Below are 25,380 nucleotides of genomic sequence, written 5' to 3' on the forward strand. Positions count from 1 at the left end.
CATAGAATGGGAAAAACGTTTTTAACGCAGCCCACTATGATTGTCATCAACAATCACATGGCTGAACAGGACTTGCTCCTGCTAATGATGGATTTATCTATAAAAAATCGCGGCGTCAGCCGCCAGTGATGTTGAAGAAAATGTATAAGCATAGAAATAAGCAGCGTTTTGTGATTGTATAAAACAATTACTTGCTGTCTATAACATAAAGTGAAATTAAGCAGGAAACACAATAAAAACCTCTTGTACGGAAACCAACATTTTTTCTATGGAAACTTTCATATTCCCTGCTATTAATGAACGTAATTTCACAAAGGTGTATTACTTTTTCCACATTTATTTTTGATTTAACAAATCAGACAGCACGTAATCGATTAAGAACATACAGCCAGTGAAATCTTATTGGTTTTATTTTAAATCACTTAGAATCGTTCCCGTGGCGTTTTATCACTATTCCTGACAGACAACTCCGATCTTTATTCTGTCATCTAAAATACGTTATCATTGATCACCAACATCAATTTGACATTATTTCCCCTATTGGATGGAAAAACCATTTCTTCGATACATTTTCTTTATAGCATAAAAGTTAACCCATTCAACATGATAGAGAAAGTGAAAAAGAGGGGACGGGTTTTCAAAATGCTGTGAGACCAGATAAGTGACCTTGGAGGCCAATACTTCAATCTTGACTAAACATCTTTTATTTACTAAAAAATAACTAATTGTTTTATATCAATTACTTTCTCCAAGATAGCAACAACATCATATTGACAGTGAAAGAATGGTAAGGTACTCATAGTCAAATGTTTATAACAACAACTAATTGTTTTTAATTGACATTTTTATCATAAGAAAACAATAATGATGGTAAATATGTTGGTAAATAACTGTCTTGTTTTAACAATCCCATAAATAGAAAGGAATACAGATGAAGTTCGAGTCCAGTCAGAGGAGCCATATTTAAGAAGCCTGCTCAGGAAACTGAGCGGGCTTTTTGCTTTTTCGTCTTAGCGACTATTCAGAACTGCCCGGCCTTTGTCGCACCCGCGCCGATCATTACCGGCATCCCGGAACGGCGCGTTAACGCGGCACTGACGACGCTGGCATCCACGTCGACTCCCTGGGTGGCTGCGTGCAATGCCGGGGTCATCGGGAGCGGAACTTTCCTGTCAGATTCAAACTCGGCCCGGTTGCGGGACAGTGGCTCATGCACCTCCAGCCAGCGGCTTCCATCTGGCTCCACGGTGGTTTTCACCGGCCTATCAATCAACTGGACGCGCGTTCCCACCGGCACGGTATCAAACAGATATTTGATGTCGTCTTTACGCAGTCGGATACATCCCTGACTCACGCGCAGACCGATCCCAAAGTTGGCATTGGTGCCGTGGATGGCGTACAGCTTGCCGATATAAATGGCGTAGAGCCCCATCGGGTTATCCTCACCCGGGGGAACGAACGCTGGCAAGGTTTTCCCCTCTTTCGCATATTCACGCCGGGTATTCGCCGTTGGAGTCCAGGCTGGCGCTTCTTGCTTACGCTCCACTTTCGTCACCCAGTTACGCGGCGTTTCACGTCCGGCCTGACCAATGCCAATCGGTAACACCTCCACCGTGTTACCGTCTGCCGGGTAGTAATACAGCCGCATTTCGGCGACGTTAATTACAATCCCCTCGTGGACCGTGTCCGGCAGGATCAGCTGCTGCGGAATGGTCAACGGCGTTCCGACTTTGGGCAGGAACGGATCGACACCGGGATTAGCCTCCAGCATATTGCTGAATCCCTGCCCATACTGCGCGGCAAAATACTCCAGCGGCTGGGTATTCCCCTCCGGCACGGTAACGGTAATCGGTGCGCCGATCAGACGGCTACCTTCAGGCGGCAGCGGATAGCTGACCGCAAGAGCGCTGTGGGTCACGGCGGTGAGCACCAGGGCAAGCGAAAGCGAACGGATCATAATTTCCCTATTATCAGACGTGATGGCACTACGATTACTATAGCGCTCCACATTGAGAGCGCAATCTTCCTCATTTAACTGGCCCGACCCCGAGGAACTGGCATTGTAGCTGCCATAAAAAAACCCCGCATCGGCGCGGGGTTTTACATTCAGCTCACTGCGAAGCGCAAACTTACTCGGATTTCGGTTCTGCCGTTTTCAGTTCGCCCATCACTTTCAGCTTTTTAGAGATCTCGCGACGCTCTTTCGACAGCTCAGCATTTTTGATGATGTAGTCGTCAACGCGATCTTCATAGTCGGTTTTCATGCTGGCGATGATGCCCTGAATGGCTTCAACGCTCATGCCTGGTTTGATGTAGTCGCTGAGGTTATCAAGCAGCAGCACACGCTTCTGGTTGTCACGGACCTTTTTCTCAACGTCCTGAATTTCGCGCTGCAGTTTGTTTTTACGACGGAACAGACGAACAAACTCCAGAACGTCCTGGAACGAAGGTTTGGTTGTTTCCATTTTTACACCCCTGATAATTGAGATTCGGATTCGTAAAACAGCCGCTAAGGGTAAACATAACTGCTGGCGGCCGTGAATGACAATGGTTTTTGCTCTGGGTTCATCATAACCCTAAACGCAGCTGAATCGAAACAAGCGCAGGATAAACCCTGATCATATGGATGTTATTTGCGCAACGCCCGGCAGATCAGATGCGACAATAGTTCCAGCTGTCGCGCCAGTTCCATACTCAACCATACATAGCCATGCATCGAGGTTTCTGCCAGGTTTTCGTCCTGATGCTCGCGCATCAGTTGGCGCAATTCCGTCACTATCTCGTTAAGCTTTTCGTTGTTAGCAAGGATGGGCTGCGGGTTACCTTCATACAACGCGTGGGCGATAGTCAGCAACGTCTGCTGCGTCATGGTTTGCATGTCGCGCAGCGTATGCGCGTTAAGCATCACGTAATGACTGGTGCGAGAAGCCCAGTAGGCGTTGATCTGCAGTTCCAGCATACAAACCAGGTTGCGGTTGACCGTCTGGATGCCTTCGAATATGGATTTCTGTATATGCGTCTCTTTGCTGGCAGGCGTGATAAAGCCGCGCATTTTGACCACGTCAGTCAGGATTTTCTGCAAACGGCGTTCGAGTCGCGGACGCTCAAGTAAATTGGGTGAGAACCCGGTTTGATACAGGCGGTTAAACTCAGTGACATAGTTCGCCATCTGAATACGCCAGTGGATGAATGCCCGCTGCGGCCAAATCCCGGTAAACAGCATTGCCAGCAGCGAGCCAATGACCACATCCCCGCTTCGCCACAGCGCGATATGCATATCGCCTGCGGGTGCGCCGACCACCACCGCAAGGGTGATGCCGATCAGTAAGGCCTGATAGGGCTTCTTGCCCAGCGCCAGCCAGCCGCAGAGGAACATCGCCGCCGCACACCATAACATCATCAGCGGCAACGATATCAATTCAAGCTTTAGCGCTACAAGCCCCAGTGCAGAACCAAATATCGTGCCACCGATACGCTCAAATGCGCGCGGGACCACATTTCCCCAGAAGGAGATCGGGCCCATGATGACCACGATAGTAATCAGAGGCCACGTCCCTTCTGGCACATCAAAAAGGCGCACCAGCAGGAACGTCAGCACAAAGGCCAGAGCAATACGCACACCGTGAACCACACGGTAGTGACGATATAAACGGATTTCGAAAGGGCTTAACGATTTATCGGCGCGCACACCTGCTCTCCGCCAGGACAGAAAACACAATTGTATCTGTTTTTCTACGGCTGGCATCACGTCTGCGCAAATAACCTTTCAATTACCAGGCTTGTTAACCTCAAAACGCGCGTTTTTTAACAGACACATACATCTCGATATCCCAGTGCCCATCTTTGTTACCGTCATTGAGGTACAGTTCAAAGCACGGTTTCTCGTCTATCTCATGCTCGTTGTCCTGCAACACGCTATTGAAGAACTGATACCACGGCGTCGAGAAATCGTTCCCGATAACGCGCGCTTGAGCTTTCGCGTACAACCCGGCCGCGATTTCCGTCACAATCACCCCTTCGCTATTGGCCGGGGGCGTAAAGCCCTCATCGACGGTGACGACCGTATCGCAGCGCAGTTTTTCCGCTGGCACCTGGTCTGGATTGTCGTAATAGACCGCTACCCATTCTCTGGCGGGGATCTTCTGCCCGTTAACCCACATCGCTAACTGTTCAAACCCCTGTTTAACGGTCTTTTCCCACGGGCCTACCATGTGAAAACCTGCCACTACACGCCGATTTTCCTGCTTGATGCTGTAATCCATATTGCCTCCGCGACTACGTTTACTGGATAAATATACATGCAAAACTTAGCAAACAGCCCCGATTGAGTATGTGCGATATTTCACAGAACGGAAAAGTAAAACGCCCTCCGAAGAGGGCGCAATGTCTGGTCGATAACGTCAGGATTTGTGGTGCATCCAGTCGCTAAAGCGGGAGAACATGCCACCTTTGCCGACGCTTTCCAGCGTCACCAGCGGCCAGTGGGCGACAATCTTATCGCCATCGTAGAGCTCAATTTCGCCCACGCGCTGATGCGCGGCAATCGGTGCCTCAAGCTCTTTCTTATCCATCACGTATTTGGCTTTAATGTTCGGTACTTCGGCCTTCGGCAGCGCCAGCCAGAAGTCCTGATCGGTGCCGAGATCGATGTGCTCTTGAGAGCCATACCAGATCCGCTCTGTGCCCACCTTTTTACCGTTATGGAGGATTTGCACCGTATCAAAGTTCTGTTGACCCCACTGCAACAGCTTCCGCGCCTGATCTTCACGACCTTTAGGGCTTTGCGCCCCCATTACGACCGCTATCAGACGACGCTTCCCGTCGACGGCAGAGGCGATCAGGTTAAAGCCCGCGCTGGCGGTATGCCCTGTTTTCAGCCCGTCGACATTCAGCGTTTTATCCCACAGCAGGCCGTTCCGGTTGTTCTGCGTGATACCGTTCCACGTCAGACTCTTTTCGCTGTACATATGATAGAAGTCTGGCTCACCGTGAATGATAGCCCGGGAAAGGACCGCCAAATCGTATGCTGAACTGTGCTGTCCTGGCGCATCAAGACCGTGCACTGTTTCGAAATGGGTGTCTTTCAGGCCCAGCTTCTTCACGTAATCATTCATCATGTTGACGAACTGCGGCTGGCCGCCCGCGACATAGTCAGCCAGCGCCACACAGGCATCGTTCCCGGAATCGACAATCAGGCCACGGCTTAAATCGTGGACGCTGACCCGATCGCCTGCTTTCAGAAACATCAGTGAAGAGCCGTCAAACACCGGATTGCCTTTGGCCCAGGCATCGCGTCCGACGGTGACGATGTCATCGGGTGAAATACGGTGGCTGTCGATAGCGCGGTCCACGACATATCCGGTCATCAACTTAGTGAGGCTGGCGGGATTACGCTGCTGGTGTTCATTACCGGCAGTCAGAACCTGGCCTGTAGTGAAATCCATCAACACCCAGGACGCAGCCTGGATAGCGGGAGGTTGTACCGGTGCGGGAATAAAATCTGCGGCAACTGCGCAGGAAATGCTCGACGCGAGCAAAGAAACAGCAATAAAAATACGGCCTTTCAACAGCATATCCTCAACGTTCTCAAATTCACGTTCTTTTTACGGCAGTTGCGCTTTCCTGACAGCGTTTAATTGCAAGAAAATATGACATTTCCTGCGAGCGACGCCGCGGGAATGCCCCTCTCCGCTTCTGATGAACGGGCAAATCGTTTACCATAACCGGCTAACGCGCTCACGGGTAACAGACAGACCATGCAAGAAACGCAACCGCAAGCCGGATTCCTGTTTCATGATTATGAAACCTTCGGCACCAGCCCGCAGCTGGACAGGCCAGCACAGTTCGCAGCCATTCGCACCGACGCTGATTTCAACATCATCGGCGAACCTGAGGTGTTCTACTGCAAGCCCGCTGACGATTATCTGCCCCAGCCTCAGGCGGTGATGATAACCGGGATAACCCCGCAGGAAGCGCTGGCAAAAGGCGATAACGAGGCAACTTTTGCCCGTCGTATTCATGACCTGTTTACCGTGCCGAAAACCTGCGTGGTGGGCTACAACAACGTCCGTTTCGATGATGAAGTCACGCGCAATATCTTTTATCGCAACTTCTACGACCCGTATGCCTGGAGCTGGCAGAACAATAACTCTCGCTGGGATCTGCTCGACGTAATGCGCGCCTGCTACGCGCTGCGCCCGGAAGGGATTAACTGGCCAGAGAACGACGACGGTTTGCCAAGTTTCCGGCTCGAACACTTGACCAAAGCCAACGGGATTGAGCACAGCAATGCCCACGACGCGATGGCCGATGTGTACGCCACTATCGCGATGGCGAAGCTGGTTAAAACCCGCCAGCCGCGGCTGTTTGACTATCTCTATACCTACCGTGGCAAGAACAAACTGGCGACGCTGATTGACGTACCGCAAATGAAACCGCTGGTGCATATTTCAGGCATGTTCGGTGCCTGGCGCGGTAACACCAGTTGGGTGGCCCCGCTTGCCTGGCACCCGGACAACCGCAATGCGGTGATTATGGTCGATCTGGCGGGAGACATTTCGCCCCTCCTCGAGCTGAACGCGGACGAATTACGCGAGCGTTTGTACACCCCGAAAGCCGATCTCGGCGAGCTGGCGGCCGTACCGGTGAAACTGGTGCATCTGAACAAATGCCCTATTCTGGCCCAGGCCAATACCCTGCGTCCGGAAGATGCCGACCGCCTGGGTATCAATCGCCAGCAGTGTCTTGATAATCTGAAAGTGCTGCGCGATAACCCACAGGTTCGCGACAACGTGGTGGCTATTTTTGCCGAAGCGGAACCATTCGTACCGTCTGACAATATTGATACTCAGTTGTACAACGGCTTCTTTAGCGATGCAGACCGCACGGCGATGAAAATCCTGCTGGAAACCGAGCCGCGCAACCTGCCCGCTCTGGATTTAACCTTTGCCGACGCGCGCGTCGAAAAGTTGCTGTTTAACTATCGGGCGCGGAACTTCCCCGGCACGTTGGACGAAACGGAGCAGCAGCGCTGGTTAGAGCATCGCCGAAACGTGTTCACCCCGGAATATCTGCAAGCCTACGCCAACGAGCTGCAAGAGCTTTACGCGCAGTATGAAGGGAATAGTGAGAAGCTGGCCCTGCTGAAAGCGCTGTATCAATATGCGCAAGAGATAGTCTAAGGCTAAATGCCAGGTATAAAAAAACCGGAGACAGTTCATGCCTCCGGTTTTTTTTATCGCTATGACTTAGGCGATGTCTTCGTACTGCGGAACCGGGTTGCGGAAGCTACGGGTGACACAAGCCAGGTAAATCAGGCCGATTGCGCCCCAAATCAGACCCAGTACCATTGAACTTTCTTCCAGGTTGATCCACAGCGCACCGACGGTCAACGCACCACATACCGGCAATACCAGGTAATTGAAGTGGTCTTTCAGCGTCTTGTTACGCTTTTCGCGGATCCAGAACTGGGAGATGACCGACAGGTTAACGAAGGTGAAGGCCACCAGCGCACCGAAGTTAATCAACGCCGTTGCGGTTACCAGGTCGAATTTAATCGCCAGCAGCGCAATCGCACCCACCAGCAGCACGTTCCAAGCCGGAGTACGCCATTTCGGATGAACGTAACCGAAGAAACTTTTCGGGAACACGCCATCACGGCCCATGACATACATCAGACGAGATACGCCTGCGTGTGCGGCCATACCGGAGGCCAGTACGGTCACGCTGGAGAAAATCAGCACGCCCCACTGGAAGGTTTTACCCGCGACGTACAGCATGATTTCAGGCTGTGACGCATCAGGATCCTTAAAGCGAGAGATGTCCGGGAAGTAGAGTTGCAGGAAGTAAGAAGCAACAATAAATACCATCCCGCCAATCAGCGCCGTCAGGAAAATCGCTTTCGGGATAACGCGTTCAGCATCTTTGGTTTCTTCAGACAGAGAAGAGATCCCGTCGAAGCCCAGGAACGAGAAGCACAGAATCGTCGCACCGGTGATCATCGGCGTGATATGCGCGCCATCAGACCAGAACGGACGACTGCTGGTCAGCGTACCTGCACCCGTACCGTTATAGACACCCCAGATGATCATGCCGACGATAACGGCAACGATACCCATCTGCAGCACCACAATCAGGGTGTTGAAGTTAGCCACGGTTTTGATGCTGCGCAGGTTCGAGATGGTCATAAAGGCCACCAACCCGACAACAAATATCCACGACGGTACCGATGGCACCAGCGCTTCAAAGTAAATTTTTGCCAGCAGGATGTTGATCATCGGCATAAACAGATAATCAAGCAGCGAAGACCAACCCACCATAAAGCCAACCGTCGGGCTAATGGATTTCTGGGCATAGGTATAGGCTGAACCCGCTGACGGATAGCGGCGAACCAGCTTACCGTAACTTAATGCAGTAAACAGGATGGCTATCAGAGCGAATGCATAGGCTGTCGGGACGTGACCATCGGTCAGTCCAGATACGATACCGAAAGTATCGAACAGCGTCATAGGCTGCATATAGGCAAGACCCATCATAACAACCGGAATCAACGTAAGAGACTTACGTAGTTCCACGCGAGAGGTGTTTGGAGTAACGTTATGCGACATGGCTATTCCCCTTTACGGTGAAAACGGTCGCGTAAGCAAAAAATTGCCCCATTTGTGTGGATCCTCAGCGACAACAACTGTCGATTTTTAAGTAAGTATCTATCCGGTACGAAGCCCGGCCTCTTGTTTGAATGAGTGTTTCGAAAACAAAAAAATAACCGACGCCTTTTAAAATTGCGTCGGTTACTCCTTTTTTTCTGGCGCGTATTTTGCCCCCATCTCCTGACAAAAACAAGAGAATGAGAAGTCCAGCAATAAATTCTTGTGCTTAACTGTCTGATTATTCATCACTGCCGCGCTGGTACACGGCAGCGATAGCACTATTTGCTAAAACAGCGTCTCGCCACCAGGCGCTGGCGAGCCCCGCCGTCTGTTCGTTCCAGCCAATCCACACCGCATCAAACGCAACGTGAGCCGCGACCTGTTTTTCCACCAGCGCACCGGTGTCGATAAAACGCTGCGCCAGATAACGGGGTAAATAACCGCATCCGATACCGGTAATTTGTAGCTCCAGCTTGGTTTTGAAGTCAAAAACAGTGATCGCTTCCTGATCATCCAGCAGTTGCTGGAAGGCCGGGCAGTCCGGGGTTGTACCATCGCCCACCACGATGGCACGATGGTGTCGGATGGTTTTGCGGCTCAGCGGTTCGGCTTCACTGGCTAACGGGTGATGCGGGGCGACGACAAAAATCTGCTCCAGCTCGCCGAGCGGGGCAAAACCGAAATCGCTGAGTGGGGGCGGATCGTGCAGCGCACCGATCACAATATCTGCTCGCCCCTGTACCAGCGCATCCCAGGAACCGCCGAGTACGCCATTGATAAATTTAAGCCGTGTGACGCTGTGCCGTTCGTAGAACTGTTCGATTAACGGAGCAAGTAGGGAAAAGGGAAAGGTGTCGTCGACGCCAATCACCAGATCGTTCTCCCAACCTTCGTGCAGCTTGATAGCCTGCTTCTCCAGCTCGCGCACCGTGTGCAGCACTTCCCGCCCTTTCTCCAGCAGCATCTGTCCGGTACGGGTAAATTTCGCCCGGTGGCCGCTGCGGTCAAGCAGTTGAATATTGAGATCGCTTTCCAGCTTATGAACGGTGTAACTCAGCGCCGACGGGGTCTTAAAGAGCTTTGCCGATGCTGCAGCAAAGCTCCCTTCTTTATCGAGCGCATCAAGAATGATGAGAACTTCCAGCAATGGTTTCATCTTCGCCCCCAGAGGGTACGCGATGTCACCGCAGGCCGTTTACTCCAGCGGCATCACCAGCGGATCGGGATACTGATACTCAAAACCCAGTTCAGAACAGATGCGGTTGCCATCAATTATCCGTCCCTTCTCAGCGCTATCGCTGAACACAGGCGGCTCGAGCCCAAGCTCACGCGCCATCTGCGGATAAAAAGTCGATCGTGAAGGATGACCCGGCGCACAGAGATTATAGATGTGACCGCCCTTCGGTGCCTGCAGCAATAGCGTTATCGCAGATACGACGTCTTCCAGATGCACGAGGTTAACGCCCTGCTGCCCGTCGGGGGCTGATTTCCCGGCGAAGAAGCGTCCCGGATGACGCCCAGGGCCAACCAGACCGGCGAGGCGTACAATATCGACCGACGTGCCTGGCAGATTATGCAGCCAGTCTTCCAGCTCTTTCAGCACCCGGCCGCTCGAGGTTATCGGTTCACGCGGCGCGGTTTCTTTAAGGGTCCCCTCCCCTTTACCGTACACCGAGGTCGAGCTGGTGAAGACTATGCGAGGGATGTGGTACGCCAGCGCGGTATCGACAATTTCCTGCACCGCCTGCAAGTAGAACTCTTCCCCCGGCCCGCTGCGTCGGGCTGGAAGCGTTATCACTAATGCGTCAACGTTCATCAGCGCGTCGAGATCGTCCGTATCACAGACCAACTGCGGATCAAGGCGCAACACATAGCTGTCAATTCCGCACATTTTTGCAGCTTCAATCCCATCTTCGGTAGTTTTGCTGCCGGACACCTGCCAGCCTCGCGCCGTTAATGACAGGGCCAGGGGCATACCCAGCCAACCCAAACCGACGATTGCGACCTTTTTCATCTGTGCTCTCCTGACTCATTCGCGTTCCTTTAATAAGGCTACGCCAGCCCTGGCCAACTGACAATTTATCTGATGAATATGAAATGAATTAAAGATGTAAAAAAGCCCTTGCTTTCTGGCGTTGAACTGGTTTAGGTTAAAAGGCATCAAATGCATAAGCATTCAACGAGAAAATTATGAACTGCGTTCAATTTAAAAACCACCATCATCACCATCACCCTGACTAGTCTTTCAGGCGATGTGTGCTGGAAGACAGTTAGATCTTCCAGTGGTGCAGAACGCAAGAGAGAGCCCCCGGAAGATTCACACTTCCGGGGGCTTTTTTTTGGGCGCGAGTTTCAGTGATTCACACAGGACTACGAGGATAAGAGAATGTTAGACAACAACCGTTTACGCATAGCTATGCAAAAATCCGGGCGCTTGAGCGATGATTCACGCGAATTACTGGCCCGCTGCGGCATAAAAATCAATCTGCACACCCAGCGCCTGATTGCACTGGCAGAAAATATGCCGATCGACATTCTGCGCGTGCGTGACGACGATATCCCGGGCCTGGTGATGGACGGCGTGGTCGACCTCGGCATCATCGGTGAAAACGTGCTGGAAGAAGAATTACTCAGCCGCCGCGCCCAGGGCGATGACCCGCGCTATTTCACGCTGCGTCGTCTGGACTTCGGCGGCTGCCGCTTATCCCTGGCCACCTCCGCAGATGAATCCTGGGACGGCCCGGCAGCTCTCGACGGCAAACGCATCGCCACCTCTTATCCACACTTGCTCAAGCGCTACCTCGACCAGAAAGGCATTTCGTTCAAATCCTGCCTGCTGAACGGCTCCGTTGAAGTCGCCCCGCGTGCCGGTCTGGCCGATGCGATTTGCGATCTGGTCTCGACCGGCGCAACGCTTGAAGCCAACGGCCTGCGTGAAGTGGAAGTGATTTATCGCTCCAAAGCCTGTCTTATTCAGCGCGACGGCGACATGCCGGAAGCCAAACAGCAACTGATCGACAAACTCCTGACCCGTATTCAGGGCGTGATTCAGGCCCGTGAATCGAAATACATCATGATGCACGCCCCAACCGAGCGTCTGGAAGAAGTGATTGCCCTGCTGCCAGGTGCCGAGCGCCCAACGATTCTGCCACTGGCAGGCGATCAGCAGCGCGTCGCGATGCACATGGTCAGCAGCGAAACCTTGTTCTGGGAAACAATGGAAAAACTGAAAGCGCTTGGGGCCAGTTCCATTCTGGTACTGCCTATTGAGAAGATGATGGAGTAACCGACCATGAGCTTTAATACTGTCATCGACTGGAACAGCATCAGCCCCGAGCAACAGCGCGATTTGCTGATGCGCCCGGCGATTTCCGCCTCGGAAAGCATCAGCCGCACCGTGGCGGAGATCCTCGACAACGTCAAGGCCAGAGGCGATACCGCGCTGCGGGAGTACAGCGCAAAGTTCGACAAAACCGAGGTCGCAGGGCTGAAAGTCAGCGCCGAGGAAATTGAAGCGGCAAGTTCTCGCCTGAGCGATGAGCTGAAGCAGGCCATGGCCGTCGCGGTGAAAAACGTCGAGACGTTCCACGTGGCGCAAAAACTGCAACCGGTCGATGTAGAAACGCTGCCGGGCGTGCGCTGCCAGCAGGTCACGCGCCCCATTGCCTCCGTCGGGCTGTATATTCCCGGCGGCTCTGCGCCGTTGTTTTCTACCGTATTAATGCTCGCAACACCGGCGCGCATCGCCGGTTGTCAAAAAGTGGTGCTGTGCTCGCCGCCGCCGATTGCCGATGAAATTCTGTATGCAGCAAAACTGTGTGGCGTGCAGGATATCTTCAACGTCGGCGGCGCACAGGCCATTGCTGCGCTGGCGCTGGGCACCGAATCCGTGCCGAAAGTCGACAAAATTTTTGGCCCCGGCAATGCGTTCGTGACCGAAGCCAAGCGCCAGGTCAGCCAGCGTCTGGATGGGGCAGCGATTGATATGCCTGCCGGTCCTTCCGAAGTGCTGGTGATCGCCGACAGCGGTGCTACACCTGATTTCGTGGCGTCTGATTTGTTGTCCCAGGCAGAGCACGGCCCGGACTCTCAGGTCATTCTTCTCACCCCGGATGCCGACATGGCCGGTCGCGTCGCTAAAGCCGTGGAGCGTCAACTGGCCGAACTCCCCCGGGCAGAAACCGCGCGTCAGGCACTGGCTGCCAGCCGTCTGATTGTTGCCCGCGATTTAGCGCAGTGCGTGGAAATCTCTAACCAGTACGGTCCTGAACACCTGATCATTCAAACCCGCAACGCGCGTTCGCTGGTCGACAGCATCACCAGTGCAGGCTCGGTATTTTTAGGCGACTGGTCACCCGAATCCGCAGGCGACTACGCGTCAGGCACCAACCACGTGCTGCCGACCTACGGCTACACCGCCACCTGTTCCAGCCTCGGACTGGCGGATTTTCAGAAACGCATGACCGTTCAGGAACTGTCGCAGGACGGTTTTTCCGCCCTGGCCTCAACCATTGAAATTCTGGCCGCCGCCGAACGCCTGACCGCCCACAAAAACGCCGTTACCTTACGTGTGGCCGCCCTCAAGGAGATGAAATGAGCATTGAAGAGTTAGCCCGTAAAAATGTTCGCGACCTTACGCCGTACCAGTCTGCCCGTCGACTCGGCGGTAAAGGTGATGTCTGGCTGAATGCCAACGAATTTCCGACGGCGGTCACGTTCGACCTTTCTCAGCAAACGCTTAACCGCTATCCGGAGTGTCAGCCGAAAGCCGTCATCGACAACTATGCGCAGTACGCGGGTGTGAAGCCGGAACAGGTTCTGGTCAGCCGTGGGGCGGATGAAGGTATCGAACTGCTGATCCGCGCGTTTTGCGAGCCGGGTAAAGATGCCATTCTTTTCTGCCCGCCGACCTATGGCATGTACAGCGTCAGCGCCGAAACTTTTGGCGTGGAGTATCGCACGGTGCCCGCCCTGGAAAACTGGCAGCTGAATTTGCAGGCCATCGCCGACAAACTCGATGGTGTTAAAGTGGTGTACGTGTGCAGCCCGAATAACCCAACCGGGCAGATTATCAATCCGCAGGACTTGCGCGTCCTGCTGGAAATGACCCGCGGCAAAGCGCTGGTCGTGGCTGATGAAGCCTATATAGAGTTTTGCCCGCAGGCGACGCTGACCACCTGGCTGGCCGACTATCCGCATTTAGTGGTGCTGCGCACGCTCTCTAAAGCGTTCGCCCTGGCCGGACTGCGCTGCGGTTTTACGCTGGCCAATGAAGACGTCATTGCCCTATTGATGAAAGTCATTGCCCCCTACCCGCTGTCGACCCCGGTTGCGGATATCGCCGCCCAGGCGTTAAGCCCGCAGGGAATCAATGCGATGCGCGAGCGCGTGGCGCAAATTCTCGCCGAACGTCAGTACCTGGTGACCCAACTGCGGGAGATCCCTTGCGTGGAACAGGTCTTCGATTCTGAAACCAACTACATCCTGGCACGCATTACGGCCTCAAGTGCGGTCTTCAAATCCTTGTGGGATCAGGGCATTATCTTACGTGACCAAAATAAACAACCTTCTTTAAGCGGTTGCCTGCGTATCACTATCGGCACCCGCGACGAGAGCCAGCGCGTCATTGACGCCCTTCGTGCGGAGAAAGTATGACCCAGAAGTTCCTCTTTATCGATCGTGACGGCACCCTGATCAGCGAGCCGCCGAGTGATTTCCAGGTCGACAGGTTCGACAAACTGGCGTTTGAAGCAGAGGTCATCCCTTCGCTGCTGAAGCTGCAAAAAGCAGGCTACAAGCTGGTAATGATTACCAACCAGGACGGGCTGGGCACCGACAGCTTCCCGCAGGCAGATTTTGATGGCCCGCATAACCTGATGATGCAGGTGTTCCGCTCTCAGGGCGTGCAGTTTGACGATGTGCTGATTTGTCCGCATTTCGAAACGGACAACTGCGAATGCCGCAAACCAAAGACTAAAATGGTGGCTGCGTGGCTGAAGGACGGCGTGATGGACGTGGCGAACAGCTATGTGATTGGCGACCGCGCCACCGACGTAACGCTGGCGCAAAACATGGGTATCGTTGGCCTGCGTTACAGCCGCGATGACCTGAACTGGCTGAAAATCACCGAGCAACTCACCCAGCGTGACCGCTATGCGCACGTCGAGCGCAACACCCGCGAAACGCAGATTGACGTTAAAGTCTGGCTCGACCGCGAAGGTGGCAGCAAAATTAATACCGGCGTCGGTTTCTTCGACCACATGCTGGATCAGATTGCCACCCACGGCGGCTTGCGCATGGAGATCACCGTCAAAGGCGACCTCTACATCGACGATCACCACACCGTGGAAGACACCGGTCTGGCACTCGGCGAGGCGCTGAAGCTGGCGCTGGGCGATAAACGTGGCATCAACCGTTTTGGCTTCGTGTTGCCGATGGATGAATGTCTGGCCCGCTGTGCGCTGGATATCTCGGGCCGTCCGCACCTGGAATACCGCGCCGAATTTACCTATCAGCGCGTGGGGGACCTGAGCACCGAGATGATCGAGCACTTCTTCCGCTCGCTCTCTTACACTATGGGCGTCACGCTGCACCTGAAAACCAAGGGCAAGAACGACCACCACCGTGTAGAAAGCCTGTTCAAAGCCTTTGGTCGTACGCTGCGTCAGGCCATTCGGGTGGAAGGCGATACCCTCCCCTCCTCGAAAGGAGTGTTGTGATGAACGTCGTTATCCTTGATACCGGCTGCGCCAACCTGAATTCGGTGAAATCGGCCATCAGCCGCCACGGTTACGAGCCGGTAGTCAGCCGCGATCCGGATATCGTGCTGCGTGCCGACAAACTGTTCTTGCCAGGCGTCGGCACCGCTCAGGCCGCAATGGACCAGATTCGCGAGCGCGAGCTGGTCGATCTCATTAAAGCCTGTACCCAGCCGGTGCTGGGTATTTGCCTCGGGATGCAAATCCTGGCTCGCCGCAGCGAAGAGTCCAACGGTGTCGACCTGCTGGGCATTATCGATCAGGACGTGCCGAAGATGACCGATTTCGGTCTGCCGCTGCCGCACATGGGCTGGAATCGCGTTTACCCAAAAGCGGGCGATCGCCTGTTTCGCGGTATTGAAGACGGGTCGTATTTCTATTTCGTCCACAGCTATGCGATGCCGGTCAATCAATGGACCGTCGCCCAATGTAATTACGGCGAACCGTTTACCGCGGCGGTACAGAAAGACAATTTCTTCGGCGTGCAGTTTCACCCTGAACGCTCTGGCGCGGCGGGCGCGCAGTTGCTGAAAAACTTCCTGGAGATGTAATGATCATTCCAGCTTTAGATTTAATTGATGGCACCGTGGTTCGCCTCCATCAGGGGGATTACGGCCAGCAGCGCGATTACGGCAATGACCCACTACCGCGTTTGCAGAACTATGTTTCTCAGGGGGCGCAGATACTGCATTTGGTCGATCTGACCGGCGCGAAAGATCCGGCTCAACGCCAGATCCCCCTGATAAAACACCTCGTGGCGGGGGTGAATGTCCCGGTGCAGGTTGGCGGCGGTATTCGGACTGAAGCAGACGTCTCTGCCCTGCTGGACGCGGGCGTGGCCCGAGTGGTTATCGGCTCGACGGCGGTAAAATCACCGGATGTCGTGAAAGGCTGGTTTGAACGTTTCGGCGCAGAAAAACTGGTGCTGGCGCTGGACGTGCGGATTGATAGCCAGGGCACCAAACACGTGGCGGTCAGCGGCTGGCAGGAAAACTCTGGCGTCACGCTGGAAGAACTGGTGGAAACCTATGTGCCCGTCGGCCTGAAGCACGTGCTGTGCACCGACATTTCCCGCGACGGCACCCTCGCCGGGTCTAACGTTTCATTATATGAAGAGGTTTGTGCCCGTTATCCGCAGGTTGCGTTTCAGTCTTCCGGTGGCATCGGCGGCCTCGATGATATTGCCGCCCTGCGCGGGAGCGGCGTGGGTGGCGTGATTGTCGGACGGGCCTTACTGGAAGGTAAATTTAACGTAACGGAGGCCATCCAATGCTGGCAAAACGGATAATTCCTTGTCTTGACGTGCGTGATGGTCAGGTCGTGAAAGGCGTGCAGTTCCGCAATCACGAAATCATCGGTGATATTGTCCCGCTGGCAAAACGCTATGCCGAAGAAGGTGCAGACGAACTGGTGTTCTATGATATCACCGCCTCCAGCGATGGCCGTGTGGTCGACAAAAGCTGGGTGTCGCGCGTGGCGGAAGTCATCGACATTCCTTTCTGCGTGGCGGGCGGGATTAAAACCGTGGACGACGCGGCAAAAATTCTGTCGTTTGGCGCAGATAAAATATCAGTGAACTCCCCGGCGCTTGCCGATCCGGAGCTGATCACCCGCTTGGCCGATCGCTTTGGCGTGCAGTGCATCGTGGTGGGGATCGACACCTGGTTTGACGCAGAAACCGGGAAGTATCACGTGAATCAATACACTGGTGACGAGAGCCGTACCCGGGTTACGCAGTGGGAAACCCTCGACTGGGTGCAGGAAGTGCAAAAGCGCGGGGCCGGTGAAATCGTTCTGAATATGATGAACCAGGACGGGGTGCGTAACGGCTATGACCTCGAGCAGCTGAAAAAAGTGCGCAATGTCTGCCACGTTCCGCTGATTGCCTCCGGCGGTGCGGGCACGATGGACCATTTCCTCGAAGCCTTCCGCGACGCAGACGTCGACGGCGCGCTGGCGGCATCGGTATTCCACAAGCAAATCATTAATATTGGCGAACTAAAAGCGTACCTGGCACTGCAGGGCGTGGAGATCAGGGTATGTTAACTGAACAACTGGACTGGGAAAAAACCGACGGACTGATGCCCGCCATCGTACAGCACGCGGTATCCGGTGAGGTGCTGATGCTGGGCTATATGAATCAGGAAGCCCTGACCGCCACGGAAAAAAGCGGTAAAGTGACCTTCTACTCGCGCACCAAACAGCGCCTGTGGACCAAAGGTGAAACTTCCGGCCATTTCCTCAACGTGGTGAGCATCACCCCGGATTGCGACAACGACACCCTGCTGGTGCTGGTGAAGCCGATTGGCCCGACCTGCCATAAAGGCACCTCCAGCTGCTTTGGCGATACCAGCCACCAATGGCTGTTCCTGTATCAACTGGAGCAACTGCTGGCAGAGCGTAAGACGGCTGACCCGGCCAGTTCGTATACCGCCAAACTGTACGCCAGCGGCACCAAACGTATCGCTCAAAAAGTGGGTGAAGAAGGCGTGGAAACCGCGCTGGCCGCCACGGTGAATGACAGGCATGAACTGACCAATGAAGCCTCTGACCTGATGTACCACCTGCTGGTGCTGCTGCAGGATCAGGAGCTGGATTTGACGACCGTGATTGAGAATTTGCGCCAGCGTCATCAGTAGTCTTTTTCAGGCATAAAAAAAACCGGGCGAATGCCATGCCCGGTTTTTTATTGCCGAAATAAACGGTTAGACTTTTGGCTGATAGTTACGCAGCGCGTTGCGGCCTAATACGACACCCGCTCCAACCATACCGCCCAGCAGCACGGCCAAAACTAGAATAATGGCGCGTTTCGGGCTGTCACGATAGAACGGCAGCGTTGGTTTCATCACGTAACGGTAGGCGTGAATAGCCGGCACTTTGGGCTGATCGTCTTTACCCCCGGACATCAGGTTATTCACGTCCAGCAATGTCTGACGCGTCTGATAGTAACTGCCAGGGAACTCCAGCGGCCGTGTGGCTTCATTTTTAACCATGGCACTCAGCGCATCGCTGCCGAGCATGAACATGGTGTCCTGAGAGACCTGGTCAACCTGCTGGATTAGCGGCAACTTAATTTTAGATTGCTCAGCAATGGTCAATGCCTGGCTAATTTGCGCTATGCGCAATGCCTTCTGCTCGGTAACCACTTTTTCCTGCGTGGTCAGCGATTGCTCAATATCGTTCCTACGAGAGGTTATATTGGCTTTTAAATCACCTGCTACGGCCTTGGCCACGCTGTCGTCAACCTGCTGGATGTACTGCGCCAGTGTCTTCTGTGCTTCTTCCGCTGTCTGGGCCACATACGATACGCGCAAAGGCAAACTTTGCCCCTTTACTGCGGCTTCAATGTTTAGTACCTCCGGTTCTTCCTGATTATCCAAAGACTCGGAGAGGGCGGAAAACGTAGAGTTAAACCGGGTAATCAAATCCTGCTGAATCGCACCCACTGACGGCGAGTTGCTGCCATAGAGAATATTCATCGCGTTGTAGTAGCTTGAAACCTGTCCTGAATCAGGCTGAGTTACCAGTGCTGTAGAGGTCCATTTCTCTTTGGCAACCATGATGTAACCCACCGCGAGCAGAATAGCGACAACCACGCACACCATGATGGTGACCTTCCCGCGCCAGATTTGCATCACCAGATCGATGAGATCAATCTGTTCTGGCTCGTTGCTGCGACCGTTAAAACTTTTATTGTTATCCTGCGTCATACAAACCTTAACTGCGAAATTTATGAAAAGCCCACAAGGCGGAATAGTGTACTTACGTGTAGCAGAATTACTATAAGAATTATGCCTGAAGGCCCGCTAATTTACCGAAAAAACGGGCTACGCTAATTGTAGATAACGATTATCTTTTTGCACCCGCTAACGGTATGATTTTGCTTTCGGTTGTACCAGACGCATATGGCGATTTTCTGGTCAGTTTGTGAGGAAAAGTGATGAAATATCTGGTTACCGGCGCAGCCGGCTTTATCGGCTTCCATGTCAGTGAGCGTCTGCTGCAGGCAGGCCATCAGGTGGTGGGGATTGATAATCTCAATGACTACTATGACGTTAACCTGAAACAGGCCCGGCTTGACCTGCTGCAAAAGCCAGGTTTCAGTTTCCATAAAATGGATCTGGCCGATCGTGAGGCGATGACTGCCCTGTTCGCCGATGAGAAATTTGACCGGGTTATCCATCTCGCCGCCCAGGCCGGGGTGCGTTACTCGCTGGAAAATCCACATGCTTACGCTGATGCCAACCTGATTGGTCACCTGAACGTCCTCGAAGGTTGTCGCCATAATAAGGTTCAGCATTTGCTGTATGCTTCGTCAAGTTCGGTTTACGGTCTGAACCGTAAGATGCCGTTCTCGACCGATGATTCTGTGGATCACCCCGTGTCACTTTACGCCGCCACCAAAAAAGCCAACGAGCTGATGTCGCACACCTATGCGCACCTGTATGGTTTACCCACCACTGGCCTACGATTCTTCACCGTTTATGGCCCGTGGGGACGTCCGGACATGGCGCTGTTCAAGTTCACCAAAGCCATGATTGAAGGCAAGAGCATTGATGTTTACAACTACGGCAAGATGAAGCGCGATTTCACCTACATCGACGACATCGCGGAAGCCATTATTCGTCTGCAGGATGTAATTCCTCAACCTGACGCCAACTGGACGGTTGAAACCGGTTCCCCGGCCAGCAGCTCTGCCCCGTATCGCGTGTACAACATCGGTAACAGCTCTCCGGTCGAGTTGATGGATTACATTACCGCCCTGGAAGAGGCGTTAGGCATTGAAGCCGAGAAGAATATGATGCCGGTGCAGCCGGGCGACGTGCTGGAAACCAGCGCCGACACCCAACCGTTGCAGGAAGTAACCGGCTTCAAACCCGAAACCACGGTGAAAGACGGAGTGAAAAACTTCGTGGACTGGTATCGTGATTTTTATAATAAATAATACTTAGGGTGGTAATGCCAATTGTATAGTTAAAGCAATTGGCATTATTAATCATCTAGAAACTCAACTGATTTTCCCATTAAAACCTCGGCCTACGCGGATTAACTTCAAATAATTAACCATCGGTTTTTCAATATACAAATATACAATAGCACCTGAGATAATAGCGGGAACTAAAAGTCCAACCGAAAAAACATAGGGGATATTTAAATGTATTTTTTTAAGGATCATTGCTACCGGACTCAAAATGAATGGATGAACTAGATATAACGAGTAAGAACTATACCCCAGTAAAACCCCAACTTTTAAATAAATATTATTTCCTTTCCCCAACCATTCTTCCAATGCCAAAAAACCATGAAAAATTAACCACATTGGCAGACCAACACTCAAAGCTCCAGGCATGGATGACAAAAGATACATATGATTGTTTTTATAACCAAGCAACACAACCCCGACACATATAAGTATTAAACCTGTTTTTTTCTCAAGTTTGTATTTAGCAAATAAATAAAATGAAACTACGCCCATTGCAAACTCATAAAGCCAATCACTAAAGATAAATTTAATCAGAGTATTATGCGCTACAAATAACTGGCCTATCGTTGCGAGCCCAAACAATGTCAAAACGATGCCTAAATACCTAACAAACCTATTCTTGGTTAAAAAAATAAAAAACGAAAAAATGATGTAATAATAAAATTCATAACTTAATGTCCAACCATTTTGAACTAAATACTTATCGCTCGTGGGTATGAGAAAGTATGAATTGATAACGCTAGTATGCCCGCCAGAAGAATTGACTAAATGTGGATACATAATGAAGACAAAAAGTGCTAACGTTGTAAAAAGCCAATACAATGGAATAATGCGTTCAAATCGCAAAAAAATAAACTTTGAAAATGACATTTCTTTATTATGCGTTGCGTAACACATAATAAACCCAGAGATTATGAAAAACAGATCCACGCCAGATGCACCTATATGCAACCACTCTAATCCATTTACACCATATACCTTTTCTTTAAATGCTATGTGATGAAGTACAACCAAAAGAGCTGCCAGCCCACGCAATAATTGAATTGAAAGTAACATTAATAGCCTTTCCTACCATTTAATGGTTTCATATACACCTGCAAATCATGCCCCCTGTATTATCTGTACATATTGAAGAGTTTGCAATTGCTCTAATGTCAAATGAAAAATATAAGACGTGCTTAACTTAAATTAGGCACGTCCTAGGATGTCAATTAATCATTACCGAATAAATCACGGGTATAAACCTTATCTGCCACGTCTGCCAGCTCGTCCGCCATGCGATTGGAGATAATCACATCGGCTTCCTGCTTGAACGCCTCGAGGTCACGCACCACGCGAGAATGGAAGAACTCATCTTCCTGCATCACCGGCTCATAAATAATGACCTGAACACCTTTGGCTTTAATGCGCTTCATGATCCCCTGAATGGAGGATGCGCGGAAGTTGTCAGAGCCACTCTTCATGATCAGACGATAAACGCCAACCACTTTTGGTTTACGCGACAGAATGGAGTCTGCGACAAAATCTTTACGCGTGCGGTTGGCATCGACGATGGCCGAAATAATGTTATTCGGCACCGACTCGTAGTTAGCCAGCAGCTGCTTGGTGTCTTTTGGCAGGCAGTAACCACCATAACCAAACGACGGGTTGTTATAGTGGTTGCCGATACGTGGGTCGAGGCAAACGCCTTCGATGATCTGACGGCTGTCCAGGCCTAAGCTTTCTGCGTAGCTGTCCAGTTCGTTGAAATAGGCAACGCGCATCGCCAGGTAGGTATTGGCAAACAGCTTGATGGCTTCGGCTTCGGTGGAGTCAGTGAACAGGGTCGGGATCTCTTTCTTAATTGCCCCTTCCTGCAACAGCGCGGCAAAACGCTCTGCGCGCGCGGAGCGCTCACCGATCACAATACGTGACGGATGCAGGTTATCGTACAGAGCCCGGCCTTCACGCAGGAATTCCGGCGAGAAAATCACGTTATCGATGCCCAACTCGTCTTTGATGGACTGGGTGAAACCCACCGGAATGGTCGACTTGATGATCATCACCGCCTTCGGGTTGATCGCCACCACATCGCGGATCACCGCTTCAACGCTTGACGTGTTGAAATAATTGGTTTTTGGGTCGTAATCGGTTGGCGTGGCGATAATCACATACTCGGCATCACGATAGGCATCCTGCTTGTCCGTCGTGGCGCGAAAGTTGAGCGTTTTAGTCGCTAAATACTCCTCAATCTCTTTATCGACAATCGGCGATTTTTTCTGATTGAGCATGTCCACTTTGGCCTGCACGATATCCAGCGCCACGACTTCGTGGTTCTGAGCAATCAGAATGCCGTTTGAAAGGCCAACATAACCTGTACCGGAAATTGTAATTTTCATTAGAACGCAACTTTATTCAGTTAACGGGTAGAGATGGCACCCGGGCCACCACGATAATCAATAGCTGCTGGGATTTAACCTCTTGCGTGAAGGCACTGTCAAGGCGCAGCCCCTGAATTCCCGCAATGTTGAGGTGACATTCAGACTACTTCGAATACACGACCGCTTTTTGGATAAAAAAACCCGGAGACAAGCTCCGGGCCTTGATGCTGCTGTGGCTGAATTAAGATTAATCCATCCACTCGGTGTGGAACACACCGTCTTTATCGGTGCGCTTGTAAGTATGCGCCCCGAAGTAGTCACGCTGCGCCTGAATCAGGTTCGCTGGCAGCACTTCTGCACGATAGCTGTCGTAGTATGCGATAGCCGCAGAGAAGGTCGGGACCGGAATACCGTTCTGCACGGCATAAGCCACAACATCACGCAGCGCTTGCTGGTAGTCGTCAGCAATCTTCTTGAAGTACGGAGCCAGCAGCAGGTTCGCGATGTCAGCGTTTTCAGCATAGGCATCGGTGATTTTCTGCAGGAACTGAGCACGAATAATGCAACCGGCGCGGAAAATCTTCGCGATTTCGCCGTAGTTCAGATCCCAGTTGTATTCGTTCGACGCTGCACGCAGCTGAGAGAAGCCCTGAGCGTAAGATACGATTTTGCCCAGATACAGTGCGCGACGCACTTTCTCAACGAATTCTGCTTTATCGCCCGCCGGTTTTGCCTGAGGGCCGCTCAGCACTTTAGACGCAGCAACACGCTGATCTTTCAGAGAAGAGATATAACGGGCGAATACCGATTCAGTGATCAGCGACAGCGGCTCACCGAGGTCCAGGGAACTCTGGCTGGTCCACTTGCCGGTACCTTTGTTAGCCGCTTCATCCAGAATCACATCAACCAGGTAAATCCCTTCTTCATCTTTTTTGGTGAAGATGTCTTTGGTGATGTCAATCAGGTAGCTGTTCAGCTCGCCGTTGTTCCACTCGGTGAAGACCTGCGCCAACTCTTCGTTAGACAGTTTCAGGCCACCTTTCAGCAGGGAGTAAGCTTCAGCGATCAGCTGCATGTCGCCGTACTCGATCCCGTTGTGCACCATCTTCACGTAATGACCTGCACCATCCGGACCGATATAGGTCACGCACGGCTCACCATCTTCAGCTACAGCGGCGATTTTAGTCAGGATCGGTGCAACGAGTTCGTATGCTTCTTTCTGACCGCCAGGCATGATTGATGGGCCTTTCAGGGCACCCTCTTCACCACCGGAAACGCCGGTACCGATGAAGTTAAAACCTTCAGCAGACAGCTCGCGGTTACGACGCACGGTGTCCGGGAAGTAGGAGTTACCCCCTTCGATGATGATGTCGCCTTTATCCAGGTAAGGCTTCAGAGATTCGATGGCTTTGTCCGTGCCCTCGCCCGCCTTCACCATTAACAGGATACGGCGTGGTGTTTCCAGAGACTCGACGAATTCCTGCACCGTGTAGAAAGGAGCCAGTTTCTTGCCTGGATTTTCGGCAATGACTTCTTCTGTCTTTTCACGGGAGCGGTTGAAGATGGAGACGGTATAACCACGGCTTTCGATGTTGAGCGCCAGGTTGCGCCCCATCACTGCCATACCGACGACGCCGATCTGTTGCTTGGACATTACATACTCCTGTCAGGTGTGGTCACCACGCGAGGTGTGCGTGGCTTGATATGTGGTGAAGATGTTAACTCAGGAAGAGCGTCAATGAATAGCTTTTGCTGATCAATGTCACACTGAACGCCAATTCTGAAATCCCCCATAAGCTTCCGCACATGGGGCATTCAACGGCTTAGTGTTTACATTCTAAGCAGTTCGAGAATTTCTTTCGTCTTATCTTCCATTAACTTCGTATTTGCTCGCGATTCCACATTAAGACGCACTACTGGCTCGGTGTTCGAGGAACGCAGATTAAAGCGCCATTCGTCGAACGCCAGGCTGATGCCATCGGTGCGGTCAACGTCCAGCGCATGCGGCGCAAAATGCTGCTCAACGCGGGCAATCGCCGTTACCGGATCGGCCAGTTTGCTGTTGATTTCGCCACTCGCCGGGAACGCCGCCATGCGGTCACGCACCAGTTCGCCCAGCGTTTTGCCCTTCAGGCACAGCAGCTCGGTCACCAGCAGCCACGGGATCATCCCGCTGTCGCAATAGGCAAAATCGCGGAAGTAGTGATGGGCGCTCATTTCGCCGCCGTAGATGGCATCTTCCTGGCGCATACGCTCTTTGATGAACGCGTGACCGGTTTTCGACATTACCGGGGTGCCGCCCGCCAGGTTCACCACGTCAACGGTGTTCCAGGACAGACGCGGATCGTGGATGATGCGCTCCCCGGGCTGTTTTTCGAGGAACGCTTCCGCCAGCAGGCCAACGATGTAGTAGCCCTCGATAAACTGCCCGTTTTCATCGAACAGGAAGCAGCGGTCGAAATCGCCGTCAAAGGCGATACCCATATCCGCGCCGTGTTCGATCACCGCATTGCGGGTATCGTCGCGACACTCCGGCAGTAGCGGGTTCGGGATACCGTTCGGGAAATTACCGTCCGGGGTGTTGTGAACTTTGATAAAGGTGACCGGCAGGTTCATTGCCTGGAAGCGCG

At 52.5% G+C, this 25,380-nt stretch carries 24 protein-coding genes, 1 pseudogene and 1 other annotated feature; of the genes and pseudogenes, 11 read left to right on the forward strand and 14 right to left on the reverse strand.

Translation table 11 applies throughout. The annotated features are described in order from the left end of the window. Positions 1 to 1,021 precede the first annotated feature (1,021 nt). The 5 genes from ldtA to dacD form a co-directional block, all read right to left on the reverse strand. Positions 1,022 to 1,957: a L,D-transpeptidase LdtA gene (gene ldtA, locus SIK69_RS09375; protein WP_319785957.1), complete on the reverse strand. Its 936-nt coding sequence runs from the start codon at positions 1,955 to 1,957 to the stop codon at positions 1,022 to 1,024. Between the two features lie 172 nt (positions 1,958 to 2,129). Next, positions 2,130 to 2,465, reverse strand: coding sequence for a DUF496 family protein (locus SIK69_RS09380; RefSeq protein WP_319785958.1), 336 nt, complete (start codon positions 2,463 to 2,465; stop codon positions 2,130 to 2,132). A 164-nt stretch (positions 2,466 to 2,629) separates the two neighbouring features. Then, on the reverse strand, positions 2,630 to 3,688 hold the full coding sequence (locus SIK69_RS09385; RefSeq protein WP_319627727.1) for an FUSC family protein: 1,059 nt from the start codon (positions 3,686 to 3,688) through the stop codon (positions 2,630 to 2,632). A 100-nt stretch (positions 3,689 to 3,788) separates the two neighbouring features. Further along, positions 3,789 to 4,262, reverse strand: a complete 474-nt coding sequence (gene sbmC / locus SIK69_RS09390) for a DNA gyrase inhibitor SbmC (RefSeq protein ID WP_319785959.1) — start codon at positions 4,260 to 4,262, stop codon at positions 3,789 to 3,791. A 138-nt stretch (positions 4,263 to 4,400) separates the two neighbouring features. Further along, positions 4,401 to 5,567: a serine-type D-Ala-D-Ala carboxypeptidase DacD gene (gene dacD, locus SIK69_RS09395; protein ID WP_319627725.1), complete on the reverse strand. Its 1,167-nt coding sequence runs from the start codon at positions 5,565 to 5,567 to the stop codon at positions 4,401 to 4,403. Positions 5,568 to 5,756: 189 nt separating this feature from the next. On the opposite strand from dacD, the gene sbcB reads away from it, so the two are divergent. Continuing rightward, a complete protein-coding gene (gene sbcB / locus SIK69_RS09400) occupies positions 5,757 to 7,181 on the forward strand; it encodes an exodeoxyribonuclease I (RefSeq protein WP_319627724.1) in 1,425 nt (474 codons plus the stop codon). 66 nt (positions 7,182 to 7,247) lie between these two features. Here sbcB and SIK69_RS09405 read toward each other — a convergent pair whose 3' ends face one another. From SIK69_RS09405 to SIK69_RS09420, 4 genes and pseudogenes are all read right to left on the reverse strand, one after another. After that, a complete protein-coding gene (locus tag SIK69_RS09405) occupies positions 7,248 to 8,606 on the reverse strand; it encodes an APC family permease (RefSeq protein ID WP_319627723.1) in 1,359 nt (452 codons plus the stop codon). After that, positions 8,596 to 8,658: a membrane protein YoeI gene (gene yoeI, locus SIK69_RS09410; protein ID WP_319627934.1), complete on the reverse strand. Its 63-nt coding sequence runs from the start codon at positions 8,656 to 8,658 to the stop codon at positions 8,596 to 8,598. The genes SIK69_RS09405 and yoeI overlap by 11 nt, the downstream gene beginning before the upstream one ends. 131 nt (positions 8,659 to 8,789) lie before the next feature. Then, a pseudogene (locus tag SIK69_RS09415) lies at positions 8,790 to 9,804 on the reverse strand (LysR substrate-binding domain-containing protein). 39 nt (positions 9,805 to 9,843) lie between these two features. Then, positions 9,844 to 10,662 (reverse strand): SDR family oxidoreductase, encoded by an 819-nt coding sequence (locus tag SIK69_RS09420; RefSeq protein WP_319627722.1) that lies wholly within the window; start codon positions 10,660 to 10,662, stop codon positions 9,844 to 9,846. A gap of 176 nt (positions 10,663 to 10,838) precedes the next feature. On the opposite strand from SIK69_RS09420, the gene hisL reads away from it, so the two are divergent. The 9 genes from hisL (at position 10,839) to hisIE (ending at position 18,045) form a co-directional block, all read left to right on the forward strand. Then, entirely contained in the window at positions 10,839 to 10,889 is a 51-nt protein-coding gene (gene hisL / locus SIK69_RS09425) for a his operon leader peptide (RefSeq protein ID WP_159775649.1), read from the forward strand. Next, positions 10,865 to 10,989: a sequence feature (His leader region), on the forward strand. It overlaps the preceding gene by 25 nt. A 45-nt stretch (positions 10,990 to 11,034) precedes the next feature. After that, a complete protein-coding gene (hisG, locus tag SIK69_RS09430; protein ID WP_319627721.1) occupies positions 11,035 to 11,934 on the forward strand; it encodes an ATP phosphoribosyltransferase in 900 nt (299 codons plus the stop codon). A gap of 6 nt (positions 11,935 to 11,940) precedes the next feature. Beyond that, on the forward strand, positions 11,941 to 13,245 hold the full coding sequence (hisD, locus tag SIK69_RS09435) for a histidinol dehydrogenase (protein WP_319785960.1): 1,305 nt from the start codon (positions 11,941 to 11,943) through the stop codon (positions 13,243 to 13,245). After that, positions 13,242 to 14,303: a histidinol-phosphate transaminase gene (gene hisC, locus SIK69_RS09440; RefSeq protein WP_319785961.1), complete on the forward strand. Its 1,062-nt coding sequence runs from the start codon at positions 13,242 to 13,244 to the stop codon at positions 14,301 to 14,303. The genes hisD and hisC overlap by 4 nt, the downstream gene beginning before the upstream one ends. Continuing rightward, positions 14,300 to 15,367: a bifunctional histidinol-phosphatase/imidazoleglycerol-phosphate dehydratase HisB gene (gene hisB, locus SIK69_RS09445; RefSeq protein ID WP_319785962.1), complete on the forward strand. Its 1,068-nt coding sequence runs from the start codon at positions 14,300 to 14,302 to the stop codon at positions 15,365 to 15,367. The genes hisC and hisB overlap by 4 nt, the downstream gene beginning before the upstream one ends. Further along, on the forward strand, positions 15,367 to 15,957 hold the full coding sequence (gene hisH / locus SIK69_RS09450) for an imidazole glycerol phosphate synthase subunit HisH (protein ID WP_319785963.1): 591 nt from the start codon (positions 15,367 to 15,369) through the stop codon (positions 15,955 to 15,957). Before hisB ends, hisH begins: the two co-directional genes overlap by 1 nt. Then, positions 15,957 to 16,694, forward strand: a complete 738-nt coding sequence (gene hisA / locus SIK69_RS09455; protein WP_319785964.1) for a 1-(5-phosphoribosyl)-5-[(5-phosphoribosylamino)methylideneamino]imidazole-4-carboxamide isomerase — start codon at positions 15,957 to 15,959, stop codon at positions 16,692 to 16,694. Before hisH ends, hisA begins: the two co-directional genes overlap by 1 nt. Then, a complete protein-coding gene (gene hisF, locus SIK69_RS09460) occupies positions 16,676 to 17,452 on the forward strand; it encodes an imidazole glycerol phosphate synthase subunit HisF (RefSeq protein ID WP_319627715.1) in 777 nt (258 codons plus the stop codon). The genes hisA and hisF overlap by 19 nt, the downstream gene beginning before the upstream one ends. Next, positions 17,446 to 18,045, forward strand: coding sequence for a bifunctional phosphoribosyl-AMP cyclohydrolase/phosphoribosyl-ATP diphosphatase HisIE (gene hisIE / locus SIK69_RS09465; RefSeq protein WP_319627714.1), 600 nt, complete (start codon positions 17,446 to 17,448; stop codon positions 18,043 to 18,045). The genes hisF and hisIE overlap by 7 nt, the downstream gene beginning before the upstream one ends. A gap of 66 nt (positions 18,046 to 18,111) precedes the next feature. Here the strand turns inward: hisIE and wzzB are convergent, their stop codons facing one another. Next, positions 18,112 to 19,116, reverse strand: coding sequence for an LPS O-antigen chain length determinant protein WzzB (gene wzzB / locus SIK69_RS09470; RefSeq protein WP_319785965.1), 1,005 nt, complete (start codon positions 19,114 to 19,116; stop codon positions 18,112 to 18,114). Between the two features lie 230 nt (positions 19,117 to 19,346). On the opposite strand from wzzB, the gene SIK69_RS09475 reads away from it, so the two are divergent. Then, the gene (locus tag SIK69_RS09475) at positions 19,347 to 20,351 is read left to right on the forward strand and encodes an NAD-dependent epimerase (protein WP_319785966.1); all 1,005 of its coding nucleotides are present in this window, start codon (positions 19,347 to 19,349) and stop codon (positions 20,349 to 20,351) included. 63 nt (positions 20,352 to 20,414) lie between these two features. Here the strand turns inward: SIK69_RS09475 and SIK69_RS09480 are convergent, their stop codons facing one another. The 4 genes from SIK69_RS09480 to SIK69_RS09495 all read right to left on the reverse strand — a co-directional run. Then, entirely contained in the window at positions 20,415 to 21,446 is a 1,032-nt protein-coding gene (locus SIK69_RS09480; protein WP_319785967.1) for an acyltransferase family protein, read from the reverse strand. A gap of 155 nt (positions 21,447 to 21,601) precedes the next feature. Continuing rightward, the gene (gene ugd, locus SIK69_RS09485; RefSeq protein ID WP_319785968.1) at positions 21,602 to 22,768 is read right to left on the reverse strand and encodes a UDP-glucose 6-dehydrogenase; all 1,167 of its coding nucleotides are present in this window, start codon (positions 22,766 to 22,768) and stop codon (positions 21,602 to 21,604) included. A gap of 229 nt (positions 22,769 to 22,997) precedes the next feature. After that, positions 22,998 to 24,404 carry an NADP-dependent phosphogluconate dehydrogenase gene (gene gnd / locus SIK69_RS09490; RefSeq protein ID WP_319627710.1) on the reverse strand — a complete coding sequence of 469 codons (1,407 nt, stop codon included), beginning with the start codon at positions 24,402 to 24,404 and terminating at the stop codon, positions 22,998 to 23,000. Positions 24,405 to 24,580: 176 nt separating this feature from the next. Next, the coding region (locus tag SIK69_RS09495; RefSeq protein WP_511071789.1) for a phosphohexomutase domain-containing protein at positions 24,581 to 25,380 on the reverse strand (800 nt) is incomplete at its 5' end.

The sequence above is a fragment of the Scandinavium lactucae genome (genome assembly GCF_033843265.1).
Taxonomy (GTDB): Bacteria; Pseudomonadota; Gammaproteobacteria; order Enterobacterales; family Enterobacteriaceae; genus Scandinavium; species Scandinavium lactucae.